12 protein-coding genes are annotated in these 14,354 nt (G+C 42.1%); 11 read left to right on the plus strand and 1 reads right to left on the minus strand.

The genetic code is table 11. The features are described from left to right. The first annotated feature begins 90 nt into the window (after positions 1–90). From V7K62_RS07710 to menH, 4 genes are all read left to right on the plus strand, one after another. On the plus strand, positions 91–720 hold the full coding sequence (locus tag V7K62_RS07710) for a LabA-like NYN domain-containing protein (protein ID WP_334863308.1): 630 nt from the start codon (positions 91–93) through the stop codon (positions 718–720). Further along, entirely contained in the window at positions 720–1,928 is a 1,209-nt protein-coding gene (gene lptC / locus V7K62_RS07715) for an LPS export ABC transporter periplasmic protein LptC (RefSeq protein ID WP_334863310.1), read from the plus strand. Before V7K62_RS07710 ends, lptC begins: the two co-directional genes overlap by 1 nt. Positions 1,929–2,027: 99 nt before the next feature. Beyond that, a complete protein-coding gene (locus V7K62_RS07720; protein ID WP_334863312.1) occupies positions 2,028–2,429 on the plus strand; it encodes a metal-sensitive transcriptional regulator in 402 nt (133 codons plus the stop codon). A 231-nt stretch (positions 2,430–2,660) separates the two neighbouring features. Beyond that, positions 2,661–3,479, plus strand: coding sequence for a 2-succinyl-6-hydroxy-2,4-cyclohexadiene-1-carboxylate synthase (menH, locus tag V7K62_RS07725; protein WP_334863314.1), 819 nt, complete (start codon positions 2,661–2,663; stop codon positions 3,477–3,479). Positions 3,480–3,496: 17 nt separating this feature from the next. On the opposite strand, the gene V7K62_RS07730 is transcribed toward menH, so the two are convergent. Continuing rightward, positions 3,497–4,138, minus strand: coding sequence for a glycoside hydrolase family 24 protein (locus V7K62_RS07730; protein WP_334863316.1), 642 nt, complete (start codon positions 4,136–4,138; stop codon positions 3,497–3,499). A gap of 797 nt (positions 4,139–4,935) precedes the next feature. Between V7K62_RS07730 and hpsJ-B the strand changes: the two genes are divergently transcribed. The 7 genes from hpsJ-B to V7K62_RS07765 all read left to right on the plus strand — a co-directional run bounded on the left by hpsJ-B (position 4,936) and on the right by V7K62_RS07765 (position 13,947). Further along, on the plus strand, positions 4,936–5,778 hold the full coding sequence (hpsJ-B, locus tag V7K62_RS07735) for a hormogonium polysaccharide biosynthesis protein HpsJ (RefSeq protein ID WP_334863318.1): 843 nt from the start codon (positions 4,936–4,938) through the stop codon (positions 5,776–5,778). A gap of 126 nt (positions 5,779–5,904) precedes the next feature. Then, positions 5,905–6,813, plus strand: a complete 909-nt coding sequence (locus tag V7K62_RS07740; protein ID WP_334863320.1) for a glycosyltransferase family 2 protein — start codon at positions 5,905–5,907, stop codon at positions 6,811–6,813. A gap of 648 nt (positions 6,814–7,461) precedes the next feature. Then, on the plus strand, positions 7,462–8,226 hold the full coding sequence (locus V7K62_RS07745; RefSeq protein ID WP_334863322.1) for a DUF502 domain-containing protein: 765 nt from the start codon (positions 7,462–7,464) through the stop codon (positions 8,224–8,226). 122 nt (positions 8,227–8,348) lie between these two features. After that, on the plus strand, positions 8,349–8,990 hold the full coding sequence (gene nusB / locus V7K62_RS07750; RefSeq protein ID WP_334863324.1) for a transcription antitermination factor NusB: 642 nt from the start codon (positions 8,349–8,351) through the stop codon (positions 8,988–8,990). Between the two features lie 285 nt (positions 8,991–9,275). Further along, the gene (gene ftsY, locus V7K62_RS07755; RefSeq protein WP_334863326.1) at positions 9,276–10,949 is read left to right on the plus strand and encodes a signal recognition particle-docking protein FtsY; all 1,674 of its coding nucleotides are present in this window, start codon (positions 9,276–9,278) and stop codon (positions 10,947–10,949) included. A gap of 424 nt (positions 10,950–11,373) precedes the next feature. Continuing rightward, positions 11,374–11,670: a hypothetical protein gene (locus V7K62_RS07760; protein ID WP_334863328.1), complete on the plus strand. Its 297-nt coding sequence runs from the start codon at positions 11,374–11,376 to the stop codon at positions 11,668–11,670. Between the two features lie 885 nt (positions 11,671–12,555). After that, the gene (locus V7K62_RS07765; RefSeq protein WP_334863330.1) at positions 12,556–13,947 is read left to right on the plus strand and encodes a PP2C family protein-serine/threonine phosphatase; all 1,392 of its coding nucleotides are present in this window, start codon (positions 12,556–12,558) and stop codon (positions 13,945–13,947) included. Positions 13,948–14,354 lie beyond the last annotated feature (407 nt).

Here is a 14,354-nt window from a genome sequence, read left to right on the forward strand (position 1 = left end):
GGAACATTATCATAAGCCGCTGTGACTAGCATCTAAAAGTTGGTAATTTGTATCAAAAATAACAGGGATAAAAATTGAGGTATCACAACAATGTTGAATAATTTGGAAACCGATTCAATCTTTACGCCAGAACAGGTTTTGGAGAATCGAGGTAGGGTCGCCATATTTATTGATGGCTCAAATTTATTTTATGCTGCACTGCAACTAGGGATTGAAATCGACTACACCAAGCTATTATGTCGATTAACAGGAGGTTCTAGATTACTGCGTTCTTTTTTCTACACTGGTGTAGACCGCACAAACGAGAAGCAACAGGGGTTTCTGCTGTGGATGCGTCGCAATGGCTATCGAGTCATTGCTAAGGATTTAGTCCAGCTGCCAGATGGCTCTAAAAAAGCTAACCTGGATGTAGAGATAGCGGTAGACATGATGGCGCTAGTAGATTCTTATGATACCGCAGTTTTAGTCAGCGGTGATGGGGATTTGGCTTATGCGGTAAATTCAGTCAGCTATCGTGGCGTGCGGGTAGAAGTAGTGAGCTTGCGTTCAATGACCAGCGACAGCTTAATTAATGTAAGCGATCGCTATATTGATTTAGAAGCTATCAAAGAAGATATTCAAAAAACCCCTCGCCAAAGCTATCCATACCGGCCGTTATCTGGTATAGGTTTTTTGGAAGACCCAAGAACTAGTGATGGACACCTAGAAATCCAAGAATAATGGCGCATCAATTTCATAAAAGAGGGAGATGGGGAAAGAGAAAAATTCAAAATTTCTCCTCCACTTCCTCCTTTCTTGTTTTACCTTTAACCTTTTTATTGGTATTTGGTTTAGTTGCCTGTGGGGGCAAATCCCCCCCAGCTTCCCAACAAAATACTCCGGCTTCATCTTCTGCTCAAGATAGCAACTTGACTTTCTTTGATGTCACCCTAGAACAAGCAGATGAAGTGGGAAGACCAATTTGGAAAGTCAGGGCTAAAACCGCAAAATACACCAAAGAAAAACAAATTGGTCAGGCTGAAAGTCCTTATGGTGAACTATACCAAGATGGCAAAGTTGTTTACCAAATCAAGGCAGATGTAGCAGATATCGAACAAGATGGGAAGCAGTTGTTTCTTAAAGGTAAGATATTTGCCACAGACCCTAGTAATGGAATTGTGTTGCAAGGTAATGAATTAGAATGGCGTCCCAAAGAAGATTTGTTGATTGTCCGCAACCAGATTAATGGTACTCATAAACAACTACAAGCAGTGGCGCAGGAAGCGCGAGTTAAAACCCGCGAACAGCGCATGGAATTTTCTGGAGGGGTAGTAGCCAATTCGACTGATCCCCAGATGCAAGTGAGAACTGAACATTTAATCTGGAATATTAAAGAAGAAAAACTAATTGGCGATCGCCCCATACAAATTGACCGTTACAAAGATAATAAAATTAGCGATCGCGGCAAGGGAAATTCTGCTGAAGTCAACTTAAAAACAAAAATTGCCACTGTCCAGCAAAATGCCCAACTAGAATTACTAGACCCACCATTGCAAATAGCTAGTAATTCCATGACCTGGAACATGAACACAGAAACTGTCACCACAAACTCGCCCACACGAATCTTCCAGCGTGCCGAAAATGTCACAGTGACAGCCAATCAAGGTGAAATGAAAATACCGCAAAAAACCGTTTATTTAAAAGGTAACGTCAACGCCGTTGGTCAGCGTCGCCAGTCTCTGAGATCCAATACATTAACTTGGTATTTAGACAATAAGTTAGTTGAAGCTCAGGGAAATGTGGTTTATCGGCAAGTTGACCCACCATTGAATTTTGCGGGTGAAACAGCCGTTGGTAATCTGCAAACAGAAAATATTGTTGTCAAGGGTGGCAGTTCTAGCGGTAGGGTAGTAACGGAGATTATTCCCCAAGAAAGAGCCAATCGTTAGTAGTAAAGTGAAGGTGAATGGAACCCACCTTCACCCATAAATTTCGGGTTGGTCGAGTACTAGACTAGGATCTTAGTAATACAAGTCTTTTGATAGCCCATGAATGGATCAAACCGATTAGGTAAGGAATCCTTGCCAACATCCCAGCAAGCAGAACATTCCCACTATCACGATACAGACCACGAGCATACAGATCGTACTCATGGAACTGGAGAGTTGGCTCATCCTCACATCCATAGCGAAGAGTCTTTACGGCGAATTGTCAATCGATTATCGCGTATAGAAGGACATGTTCGTGGTATTAAGGCAATGGTGCAGCAAAGTACCCCTTGTCCTGATGTTCTACTGCAAATTGCCGCAGTGCGGGGCGCATTGGATCGGGTAGCGCGAATTGTTTTGGATGAACATTTAACTGAGTGTATTGGTAGAGCCGCACAAGAGGGTAATATTGACGTTGAAATTAAGCAGTTAAAAGCTGCTTTAGATCGATTTTTACCTTAAATTAAAAAAAATAATCTAGAGTGCATTCGCAAAATTAGTGATGCACTAGCAGTGATACATCAAAATTCAATAGTGCATCGTCACATTCACTCCAGCAACATCATATTGCAAACTGGTAGACAACCTATTTTTATAGACTTTCCCTCGTTACCTCCTAGAAAAAGTGAATGAGGGAAAAGCTTATTCTATTAGATAATATGCTATGCAACGACGATGGTTTTTAGCTAGGCTATGATTCTAAAAAATTATCAATTTCATTATTCTTTAATTGGCACTCTAGATAAACCACTAATTCTTTTTTTGCATGGCTTCATGGGTAACATTGATGAATTTGATGAAGCCATTAAATTACTATTTAACAAATTTTCCTATTTAACACTTGACCTCCCCGGACATGGCAAAACTCAAGTTTTGGGTGAGGACGAATACTATACAATGGCAAACACTGCTCAAGCAATAATCAACTTACTAGATGAGTTAAAAATTGCCAAATGCTTTTTAGTTGGTTATTCAATGGGTGGAAGATTGGCTTTATACCTAGCTGTGCATTTTCCAGAACGTTTTCATAAAGTTGTGCTAGAGTCAGCTTCCCCAGGTTTGCCAACAGCAGCAGAACGATTAGAACGGATTAAACTTGATACACAAATAGGTAGAAAATTCACAAGAATTATTGAAAAAAGTGATTTTGCCGCTTTTCTATCAAATTGGTACAATCAAAAAATTTTTGGTGATATAAAAAATCATTCAGAATACGATCGCATGGTAGAAAGTCGCTTGCAGAACAATCCACAGGAATTAGATAAATCACTGCGCTTTATGGGTACTGGATGCCAACCTTCTTTATGGGAAAAGCTACAATGTAATGCAATTCCCATGCTTTTACTAGTTGGTGAATCTGATAAAAAGTTTATATCTATTAATACAGAAATGGCTAAAATATGTGAATTTGTCCAGATAAAAGTAATTAGTAATGCTGGACATAATATCCACTTTGAAAATCCCTTGACATTTGTGGAAAATATCAAAAGTTTTTTGTCCGCAGCAAGTTAAAAATTAGGATAATCTCACTATTTCTTTACTGCCTTGCTAGAAGGAGTTGGCGATGGTGTCAAATTCGGGGCTGTTGGTTGTTTAGCTGCGGTTAATTCTTCTTGCAACATTTTTTGATAAACCTTGGGCAAAGAGTTACTAACAGAATTAGTTTCTATGCCATATCCTAGACTTGTCCAGGTGGGAGAGAGTCGCAGCAAAACATCATTTAACTTTCCCTGACGCAACTGTTGAGAAATATCAGTTCCCCAAACTTTAGAATCATTTAACCAACGGTAAACTACTACATCTTGATATTCTGCTTCAAAACTATAAGCAGTCCAAAACATCATCTGCATCGGCTTTGGGTGATAACGAGGGGCTAAACGATACCAAGTAATGTTGATAATTTGATATCTGCCAGCAGCAGTAGAACAATTACCTGTGTTAGGGCCCGTGATAATTGTGACGCATATCTCAGGATGTCGGCTGAGGTCGTTGACTTGCTGTCCACCGTATAACAGCGAATAGGGACGGTTTCCACTAGCCTCACTCGCCGAGATGGTTCGCATTAAAGCGCGGATATAGGGGTCGCCCTCTTTCATCACCAAAGGCGGCTGTTTATTTTCAAAGATGGGATCGGAAGGCGATCGCAAGTCTCCAATATACCATTGCAACAAATATACAAAGCCGAGAAGCGCGGCTATTGGGCCAATAAGTTTTTCAACACCTTTGAATTCAAAGCCTTTCAGAGTCTGACTCCTTCAAATTCACTCTTTTTGCTAACAAAAATCATCGACGAACTTATTCCAGTAAGGTTCACACCTGATTGTTAGTTATTATTCCCAATTTGCTCATTTTTTGAGGAATTAGCAAAAAAGAGTATAAATACAGGAGTTTGCAAGTAACTGAGGTACAAAATGCCGGACTGACGCATCAGATATAAAGAGTTTCTACCTCCTGCCTCAAAACCCGTAGCTTTCTACTTCATGCAAAAGAAAACTACTGTAAGTATAGCAAGCGAGATACTCGCAAAAATACCGCCTAAGTATAAACTCAATAGCTTGTAGCAGCATCTGCTCTCAGTAATAATTGCTTCCTTACTCAAGTCGGGCGATAAGTCGATACAGCCTCTTTGCAAAGGTTTCGATTTAAGTTGACACCGATACACATCTGTGATGTCCGACAAAAGGTCTGTATTACGACCGATTGAGAACTGCAATCAGGGAGATCGGGTAATTAATGAGTCTTTTCCTCTAGCCCTGCATTAGCTTCGTATCTTAAAATACCAGGAATTTCCTGAAGACACTGTAGATAACAAATGTTACTCTGGCCTAGTTGAAAACCAAGAGGCAGATAGCCTTTACCAGTATTGAATCTGCTTTGTGTTTTTACACAATAGTCATAGTCATGGGCACAATATTCAAGTAGCTTGAAATATGAAAATCACTCGTATTCACCACCAGTTTGAAAAACTATGGTTAACCGTTTTGCTTCCATGAGTACTGCCCTCACACTTAAGGTAGTTGGAATAATCTGCATTTTGTCCTTTTTCGTTGACTTTTTGATTCTATTGTTACCCTTTCAACCTACTGATCGGGTATGGCAAATCAACTTAGCAACAGCACTCGTTGATCGAGGAATTGTTCCCTTAGTAGGTTTAGGGCTTCTGTTTGCTGCCTATTGGATTGATAATGCTGATGCCGCAAGCGATCGTCCCCAAGGTGTCGATTTAAGATTTCCCGCCCTGATCATCTCAAGTATTTTAGGGTTGATGTTCTTGCTGATTTTTCCCCTGCACCTGAATAACGTCAATCAAGCCAAGGCTCAAGCACTCAACCGCATCACCCAAGAAGCAGATCAGGCAGAAAATCAACTGAACACTCGGTTATCGCAATTGCAAGCACAAATAGCTACTGAGCAAGGAAAAGCGCAACTAGAGCAGCTGCGAAACCAAACCAAAGCTCAGTTTAGTGAAATCCTCAAAGATGACCAAAAATATAAGCAAGCACTTGAAAGCCCTCAAATTCCCCCAAATATCAAAGAGTTACTGAAGAAGGCTAAAACAGATCCCCAAGCACTTGACAAAGCTATCGAACAACAAACAGATATTCAGACGCTGAAAAATCAACAACTGAGCCAACTTCGCCAGCGCCGAGACGAAGCAGAGCAACAAGCTAAAGATACTGCTTGGAAGTCGGGACTGCGGATTGGTATTAGCAGTTTGCTATTGTCCATTGGTTACATTATCATCGGCTGGACAGGCTTAAGAGGTAGAGGTGCTGTACAAGGTGGTAAACCTAGAGCTGCCGCACGCTAATCCACTATTGGCATGGCAGTAGGAAGTATCCAAAAATTCTTGACGGCTGATACTGCCATGCGCCTAATAGCTAATAACAATAACAAAGCAATTATCACTGCGTAAAATCGCTATAAAACTTGAGTAATGTTCTCAATTTACATACTGACATATAACGAAGAACTAGATATTGCTGCTTGTATCGAATCGGCGATGCTATCAGATGACATCATTGTTGTGGATTCATGCAGTAGCGATCGCACTGTGGAAATCGCCAGTCGCTATCCCATCCGCGTCGTCCAACACGCTTTTGAAAGCCACGGACGCCAACGCACCTGGATGTTAGAGTCTATACCCCCGAAGCACGAATGGGTTTACATTCTCGAAGCTGACGAGCGTATGACACCAGAACTGTTTGCCGAATGTGAAAAGGCAAATCAGAATCCAGACTACATCGGCTACTACGTGGCTGAACGCGTCATGTTCATGAATCGTTGGATTCGCTACAGCACACAGTATCCCCGTTACCAAATGCGACTCTTCCGCCACGGTAAAGTGTGGTTTACAGACTACGGTCATACTGAGCGGGAAGTTTGTGAGGGTGCAACTAGCTTTTTAAAAGAAACATACCCACACTACACTTGTAGCAAAGGTTTGAGCCGCTGGATTGACAAGCACAACCGTTATTCTACGGATGAAGCTCAAGAAACATTGTATCAGCTAGAACAGGGAAAGGTTAACTGGCAAGATTTATTCTTTGGTAAATCGGAAGTCGAAAGACGGCGTGCCCTGAAAGATTTCTCTTTGCGTTTGCCCGCCAGACCGTTGCTACGGTTTGTATATATGTATTTTATCTTAGGCGGATGTTTAGATGGACGCGCCGGAGTCGCTTGGTGTACATTGCAGTCATTCTACGAATATCTGATTTTGCTCAAAGTCTGGGAAATGAAGTATCTACCAAAACCTAATTTAGATGCAACAGCAATTTTGGTACAAAATAGTACACAACAGGTGCAGTGCGAGGGTTCTGAAACTACACATGTTGATGCGGCGTGAAGGGGGCTGGAGATTAGAAGAATTCCCAGTAAAATCAGCGATCGCAAAATCATAATGTAGCACAGCTGGGCTACACAGATCCCTGACTTCGTAAAAGTTGTCAGGGATCTTGTTTTTGCTGATTCAAGACTAGATCAAAGGGACTTCCAAATAAAATATATCCCAAATTTTCTAGTGGGATGGGTGTCCCCATCTGTTCTATATTCATGGCGGGCAGGATACCCACCCCACAAGATGGATAATTTATTTCTTGTAAATCCCTAATAAATTAATATTTTTAACAGAACATTTTCATAAAAGCCGCCCCTGCTCAAAAGTGAGTGACTGACCAGATAAAATAATTTATTAGTTTACCCAGTAGTACTTTCACAATCATCAGCAGCTTTTGATTGAGCGCGGTAGATTAGTAATACCTAAGAACTTGCAACAATCATTTACAAGTCTTACAAAGAAAAGTAACATCCTCTGAGAATAACCAGTCGCCATCGGATTGGTTAATCTCTATGTGTATGCTTATAGGAAAATAGCTGATTTCCAGCAGCAAGTACGTGTTTTTGCGCTAGCAGGCAACTTGCTAGCGTTTTAGGCAGTTGCTGGCGGCAGAAACTGCCAAAGTTAAAGGCTTCGGAATTTGACGAATCTGCTGGTATGGATACGAATAACAAAAGTTCCTCTAGCTTAAAACAGGAGAATCGGGGCTTGGTAATCGATCGCCTAAAACAGGACTTAAAAAACGACCTGATTGCTGGTTTGTTGGTAATAATTCCCCTAGCAACCACTATCTGGCTGACAATTACCATTGCTACTTGGGTAATCAACTTCCTCACCCAAATTCCCAAACAACTGAATCCCTTTGATGGGTTAAACCCAGCTTTAGTAAATATACTTAATTTATTAGTAGGATTAGCAGTACCCCTACTAAGTATTTTGCTAATGGGCTTGATGGCTCGAAATATTGCTGGGCGGTGGTTATTAGATTTTGGTGAGCGATTATTACAGGCAATTCCTTTAGCAGGACAGGTATACAAAACTCTCAAACAGCTTTTAGAAACAATACTAAAAGATTCTAATGGCAAGTTTCGCCGTGTAATTTTGGTAGAGTATCCCCGCCGAGGAATTTGGGCGATCGCTTTTGTTACTGGTGCAATCAGCAGTGACATCCAAGCCCAGATGTCTCGCCCCGTGCTAAGTGTTTTTATCCCCACCACCCCAAATCCGACTACCGGATGGTACGCAGTCGTTCCTGAAGACGAGGTGGTGAACCTCTCCATGTCGATTGAAGACGCCTTTAAAATAGTTGTATCAGGTGGCATTGTCGCCCCCAATACGCCTTTGGGTTTCCCCCAAGAGTCCACACTGGAAGTGAAATACGACGAAATCAAGCAGCAGGTTATTCCCGTTGAAGAAACTTAAAATCAATCTGGCATAGTCACAAGTAAATGCGTAATGTTGTTGTTTAACTGTGCCAAAATTGATCTGCTTGTAAGTTTGTCTTGCTTAGTTAATCAGTTCTCGCAGAATCACCCCTCAGTTTTATGCAACCTCGTAAACCCCAGCAAATTGCTCGTGAATTGGCGCTTTTGAGCCTTAGCCAATTGCCAGTCAACCCAAAGAAATTAGATAAATTGGAAGACGATCAACTAGTATCCAAGTTGGTGCTAGGAGCAGTACGCACTCTGACCTCAGAAGTACAAGATACCCTCGATAATGCCGCAGGTGAACTGCAACGCAGTAACGATCGCCTCTTAAGTAGCCAAACTCGGGCCGCCGACCTGAATACTGCCAGAACAATGCTTCAAGAAGCGATCGTCTGCACCCAGACAGCAATCAATCAGTTGGGTACAGCAGTTGATTTCCCAGTATTGATTCAGTTAGCTAATCAGGACAAGGGAGTTCGGAATTACGCTAAAGAGCTTGTGATTACCGTCAACGAAAATCGACACATTATAGATGAACTCATTTCTAGTGCCTTAGTAGATTGGCAAGTAACTCGCCTCGCCCAAATTGACCGCGATATCTTGCAAATCGCTGTGGCAGAAATGAAGTTCTTAGGAGTTCCAGACAGTATCGCCATCAACGAAGCTGTGGAGCTAGCCAAACGCTACAGTGGAGAGGATGGTCATCGGTTTATTAACGGTGTTTTGCGGCGAGTCACTGAGCAGAGAAAAACAGCATAGTACCGTTGCGTAATTCATCTACTGCCGTGGAGAAAAATCTGTAGCCGCTTCTGCGGCTTCCTTTGAGCGGAGCGTCTCATAGAGAAGGAAAGGTGCTAGGCTCTCTCCCTTTGGGAGAAGGGGAGACGCTGCGTGAACGGAGGAAACCTTATGTTGTACCGATTCTCCTGAAACTAGCGTTGAAAGGTGAGGATAACCCGGAAGTTTTCACCCCAAGAAAAAGTGCAAAGTTAAATTAAACTCATAACTTATAACTTATAAACTCATATAACCAATACTGCTGCAATGGTTTTTAATTGGTTCCGTCGTCAATATAACGATTCCTCTAACACTCCCTCTGATCAGAAACAGGAAGAAACTTCTCCTGCACAAGAACCCCAACCAGAGCCAGGCGAAACCTCAACACCAACTGCTGAAACTGCACCAGACACAACGGCAGACTTATTGGCATTTGCTAAAGCTGCCTACAAAAATATTCAGCAAAAACAACAAATCGAGGTAGTAGAAACCTTACCTGATTCAGCAGATGCCCCAGCACTATCAGCACAACCTGAAACCGCAGAAACGGCAATTGCGGAAATCACTGAACCAGAAGCAACTGAGGAACCTGTTAGTACAACCGTAGAAACTACACAGCCAGAAGTTATCCAAGCTGCTAGTGAGGAAGAAATTACAGAAGATTCTTCAGTGGGAGGAATTGCTGAACAGCCAGATGTCAAAAGCCCAGAACTCACGGCAAGTGAAGTTGAACCAACACCCACCGAACCACTAGCGACGCCAGAGGCAACACAGCCAACAGCACCAGCCACCTTATCGTTCTTAGAACGGGCAAAGGCAGAACGGCAAGCAAAGCTAGAACAACTAATAGCCACCGCTATTGAAGTTTCAGAACCGGAGGTAGCACAGCCAGTAGCTACAACCTCAGAAATAGGAGAAGAAATTCCCGGATTGGTATTTGATGATGGGTTTGTCTGGTCGGCAAAAGTTCTAGCAGCTCAAGGTAGAAGTGCAGAAGACGTTTCTATTGAAGAAATTACCTGGCTGAAAAAACTCCGGCAAGGGTTAGACAAAACTCGCCGTGGTATTCTCAATCAACTAAAGGCGATCGTTGGTCAAGGGCCGCTTAATCTTGCTGCTGTGACGGAAATTGAGTCATTGCTTTTGCAAGCTGATGTGGGTGTAGAGGCGACAGACTTTATTATTAATGCTCTACAGAAAAAACTTCGAGAAGAAGTCACCGCACCTGAAGAAGCGATCGCTTATCTGAAAAAAATCCTCCGGGATATGCTGGATGCACCGAGCAAAACATCCCACAAAACTACCTTTACCCCAGAAAAAGAAACCTTAAATATTTGGTTAATCACTGGGGTAAATGGTGCCGGTAAAACCACCACCATCGGCAAAATTGCTCACCTGGGACAAAAATCTGGCTATAAATGCTTGATTGGGGCAGCAGACACCTTCCGCGCCGCCGCTGTGGAACAAGTCAAGGTTTGGGGTAGTAGAAGTGGTGTAGAAGTAATTGCCAATCCGGGAAAGAATACAGATCCGGCAGCAGTTGTATTTGATGCGATCGCCGCCGCCCAAGCGCGTCAAACAGAATTACTTCTAGTAGATACAGCTGGGCGACTGCAAAACAAGAAAAATTTAATGGACGAACTCGGTAAAATCCGGCGAATTATCGACAAAAAAGCCCCAAATGCCAAAGTAGAATCTCTTTTGGTTCTAGATGCCACTTTAGGACAAAATGGACTGCGGCAAGCCGAAGTTTTCTCCCAAGCTGCCCAACTGAGTGGCGTTGTCTTAACCAAGCTAGATGGCACGGCTAAAGGGGGTGTTGCCCTTGCCGTTGTGCAGCAGCTAGGTTTACCCATTCGCTTTATTGGTGCTGGCGAAGGAATTGAAGACCTGCGCCCCTTTTCGAGCTATGAGTTTGTCGAAGCTCTCTTGAGTGGCTAGTTGAAAAATTTGGAGTTAAAAATTTTTCTTAACAAATTTACGACTTACTCATACTCTATGATTATTCTCTGCAAGAAGTTGCGCGTTGTCGTCAGCCTCTCATAGAGAAGGCGGTTCGATAAATTAAGCTTTTTAGCCATTTTCGCGTAAGTCCTAAAACTGATAAATTTAGGGATGACTGATCTGGTATTATCACTTGGACTAACTAGAAACAGCTCAAGTCCTAAAATCATGAGTTTGTCACAATAAATGGCTGACTTTTGCTAAAATTTCAAGCTAATGCCTTTTTTAACGCCCTGAATGGGCTTTTTAAATGTAGCAGCACGGGCATTTAGTTGCGACATTTAAAAGGCTCTAGACTCGCATCTTGCAGCAATTTCAAGGGGAATCGAGACGCTCACCCCACAAATACAACTATTGTGGGATGGACAGCTTTCTGAGCGGTGAGCAGTGCGTTGGGGAACCTGCACGGGTGAGTCCAGCACTGCGGGAGGGTTTGCCTCCACAGGTGGTTGGTATTGGCTATAGCGACTTGTACTCCTACAAAGAAGCAACTGCCTTAGCGAGTCGAGAGAGCGACATGGTGCGCGTCGCTCACTTGAAATTAGGGGTAACGAGCGTCAGGTGTTTGCCCAGCGCCTACCTCAAGAGAAGGACAGCTTCCGACCATCAGAACTTCGGAGAATCGTCCACTGTGGACTCAAAAAGCGAATTAGTGTAAGTAAGCTGGTTCAACATTCCCAGGTGTGTTTTCAGCTTCTACTTGCGAAAGGATCTACAAATATTTTCTGTAATAAATTCAGAGGTTTAAATTCTGATGGTTAAATGACAACACTCTTTCTGGCTTTTGACTTAAAGTTATTGGAAGATATTTCTTCTAGATTTAGTGTCATCTCTTCTATTCATATCTTACACTTACCAAATGACTCACCCCTAAAATAAATTACAAGCTAATGGTTAAAGTCTCTTAATGCTGACTAAAAAGATCGGGTTACTTCACTTTTATCTCGTTTTGCTGGGTTTAAGTTTTCCGTATTCCGCAACTCAAAATTTGCAAAATGAGAAATTAAAAATGGAAAAGCTCAATCTTGGCCATTATCCCGGCAATTATGGTATACAAATTAAGTATTTGAAGACTTATTTACATATTCTCAGGTTTGGGAATGAGTGTAAGTCTGTTTTTTACCAAACCAAGCTCGATTTGAGCGCTTATAGAGGTTTTCACTCAAAAGACTTCTAGTCTCCTAGTTGCCTCTGCCCAAACAGTCCCTCTGAAAGCGTGATGAATTATTCTTTGAATAAAGTATTTTTATTACTTTAGAGATATGCTTTGGGAATTAAGTTATGAAAAAATGAAAAGCTTTCTGAACTATCAGCAAAACTAGTAATTTTTACGGGTTGAGTTTGGACTAAAAATACATGATTTGAAATTACTAATATTCCATCATAAATACAATAAGCAAATAAAATACTTATAAAATTTGCCTGTTACGTCTTTATACTCTTGCTAAAATGACAAGTCTTGTCTAAATATGGTTTAGCAATGCCAAAGCCAAAAGATTTATAAGTAATCTAAAATCTGCCAATATAAAGTGCAATAATACCTGTGCCTGTGTCTCAACTGCCCTCTCAACCCACTGATAATAATAGTAGTGCCGCGACGGATGTCACACCAGTCGTGGCACTCAAAGAACTCGTGGCAAGGTTGCACCGGGAACAGAACAAAATTCAAGATTTGCTAAGTTCTTTAGGATTTGCCCTGAGAAGTTTTAATAATTTGAATCAGTTTTTGGAACTGATTCCGCTGATGGCAACAAGAGTGACTGATGCAGACGGTAGCGCCCTGTTTCTCTACAAACCTAATGGTCAAGTCAGGTTAGAACAGTTACATTGGCAAGATAGTCGCCAGCGAAAGAATATCCGCAAAGCGCTAGAAATAGCCAGCAGTCAAATCACGCTTGTGCCCAATACTGCCCCTCTAGCGAATGCTACGGGGATTTTGGATGACCAGATGCATCGCTATTTGGGGCCAGATGTGCAAATCTTTGGTACGGCGATTCTGGTGAAGCATACAGAACGGGGATGGCTCTATGTCTTGAGCCGCGATCCAGAATATAGTTGGACAGAAACCAGGCAAAAATTAGTTAGGTTAGTGGCAGACCAAACAGCGGTAGCGATCGAAAACGATGAACTAGCTGTAGAACTAAGAAAAAAAGAACGCCTAGACCAAGAACTAGAAATTGGCGCAGAAATTCAACGGCGACTTCTACCACGTCAATGCCCCACAATCCCCGGTGCAGTCTTGGCGGCACGCTGTAAACCTGCCAATCGTGTTGGTGGAGACTACTACGACTTTATTGCTACCAATCACAATAAGATTCAGCCCAAGACCAAAGGTGGCACGGGAACTAGTCGCTGGGGTTTGGTTATTGGAGATGTGATGGGCAAAGGTGTCCCCGCTGGGCTGATTATGACGATGATGCGGGGAATGCTACGGGGAGAAGTACTACATGGTAATTCCCCAGCCGGAATTCTACAAAACTTAAATAGAGTTATGTATGCGGATTTGGAAAATTCCCACCGCTTTGTAACGCTATTTTACTCAGAATATAACCCCCACAGCCGAATTTTGTCTTATAGCAATGCGGCACACAATCCTCCCTTATGGTGGCACGCAGCCACGAAAACTGTCAGCCGTTTAGATACTCTAGGAATGCTAATCGGTTTGGATGCTAACAGCCAATATGAAGATGCCCAGGTACAGTTAGAGCCTGGAGATACAATTATTTACTATACAGATGGCTTGACCGATGCCGCTGCTGCCGGTGGCGATCGCTTCGATGAAGACAATTTTGTTGCTGGCTTCAATACGGCTTGTAAGTACTGCAATGGGCCAGAGGAGATTGTGGATTACTTATTTGACCAAGTTCAGCAATTCATCGGTGCTGATAAGCAAAACACTGATGATATGACACTAGTTGTTCTGCAAATTTTATAGTCGTTAGTCATTTTTGCTTCGTCAAGTCATGAGTCAATGCTTGGGTTATGGTGACAGAGGATTCACCACAGTGATTCTACTAAATTTAATTTTTTATTTATTTTTCTTTGAATTTCCATAGCAATCGCCCAAATGCTTGCACATCAACCTTTTTTAGTAACTTGTTTGTATTCAACCTTTAGGATAATACATAAAAAATGATCGTTAGAATACTTTTCTGTCCAATTAAAAACTATATATTTTGCACATCTAGCACAGTAGGAAACGCCAAGGGTGAGAGCAGGTAAAAGGTAAAAGGTACAAGGTAAAAAGTAAAAGGTAAATTTACTTCTTCATTTTTGCTTTCTTTCTATCCTTGTAACGCAAGCATTTGGTCTGCTCCCTTTTGGCGTTTTAATTTTTTCTTT

The sequence above is a fragment of the Nostoc sp. genome, from assembly GCF_036917935.1.
Classification (GTDB): Bacteria; Cyanobacteriota; Cyanobacteriia; order Cyanobacteriales; family Nostocaceae; genus Nostoc.

Excerpts from the sequence above, each read along its gene's own strand:
- V7K62_RS07710 (WP_334863308.1), top strand. The coding sequence starts at position 91 with ATGTTGAATAATTTGGAAACCGATTCAATCTTTACGCCAGAACAGGTT.
- lptC (WP_334863310.1), top strand. The coding sequence starts at position 720 with ATGGCGCATCAATTTCATAAAAGAGGGAGATGGGGAAAGAGAAAAATT.
- V7K62_RS07720 (WP_334863312.1), top strand. The coding sequence starts at position 2,028 with ATGAATGGATCAAACCGATTAGGTAAGGAATCCTTGCCAACATCCCAG.
- menH (WP_334863314.1), top strand. The coding sequence starts at position 2,661 with ATGATTCTAAAAAATTATCAATTTCATTATTCTTTAATTGGCACTCTA.
- hpsJ-B (WP_334863318.1), top strand. The coding sequence starts at position 4,936 with ATGGTTAACCGTTTTGCTTCCATGAGTACTGCCCTCACACTTAAGGTA.
- V7K62_RS07740 (WP_334863320.1), top strand. The coding sequence starts at position 5,905 with ATGTTCTCAATTTACATACTGACATATAACGAAGAACTAGATATTGCT.
- V7K62_RS07745 (WP_334863322.1), top strand. The coding sequence starts at position 7,462 with ATGGATACGAATAACAAAAGTTCCTCTAGCTTAAAACAGGAGAATCGG.
- nusB (WP_334863324.1), top strand. The coding sequence starts at position 8,349 with ATGCAACCTCGTAAACCCCAGCAAATTGCTCGTGAATTGGCGCTTTTG.
- ftsY (WP_334863326.1), top strand. The coding sequence starts at position 9,276 with ATGGTTTTTAATTGGTTCCGTCGTCAATATAACGATTCCTCTAACACT.
- V7K62_RS07760 (WP_334863328.1), top strand. The coding sequence starts at position 11,374 with ATGGACAGCTTTCTGAGCGGTGAGCAGTGCGTTGGGGAACCTGCACGG.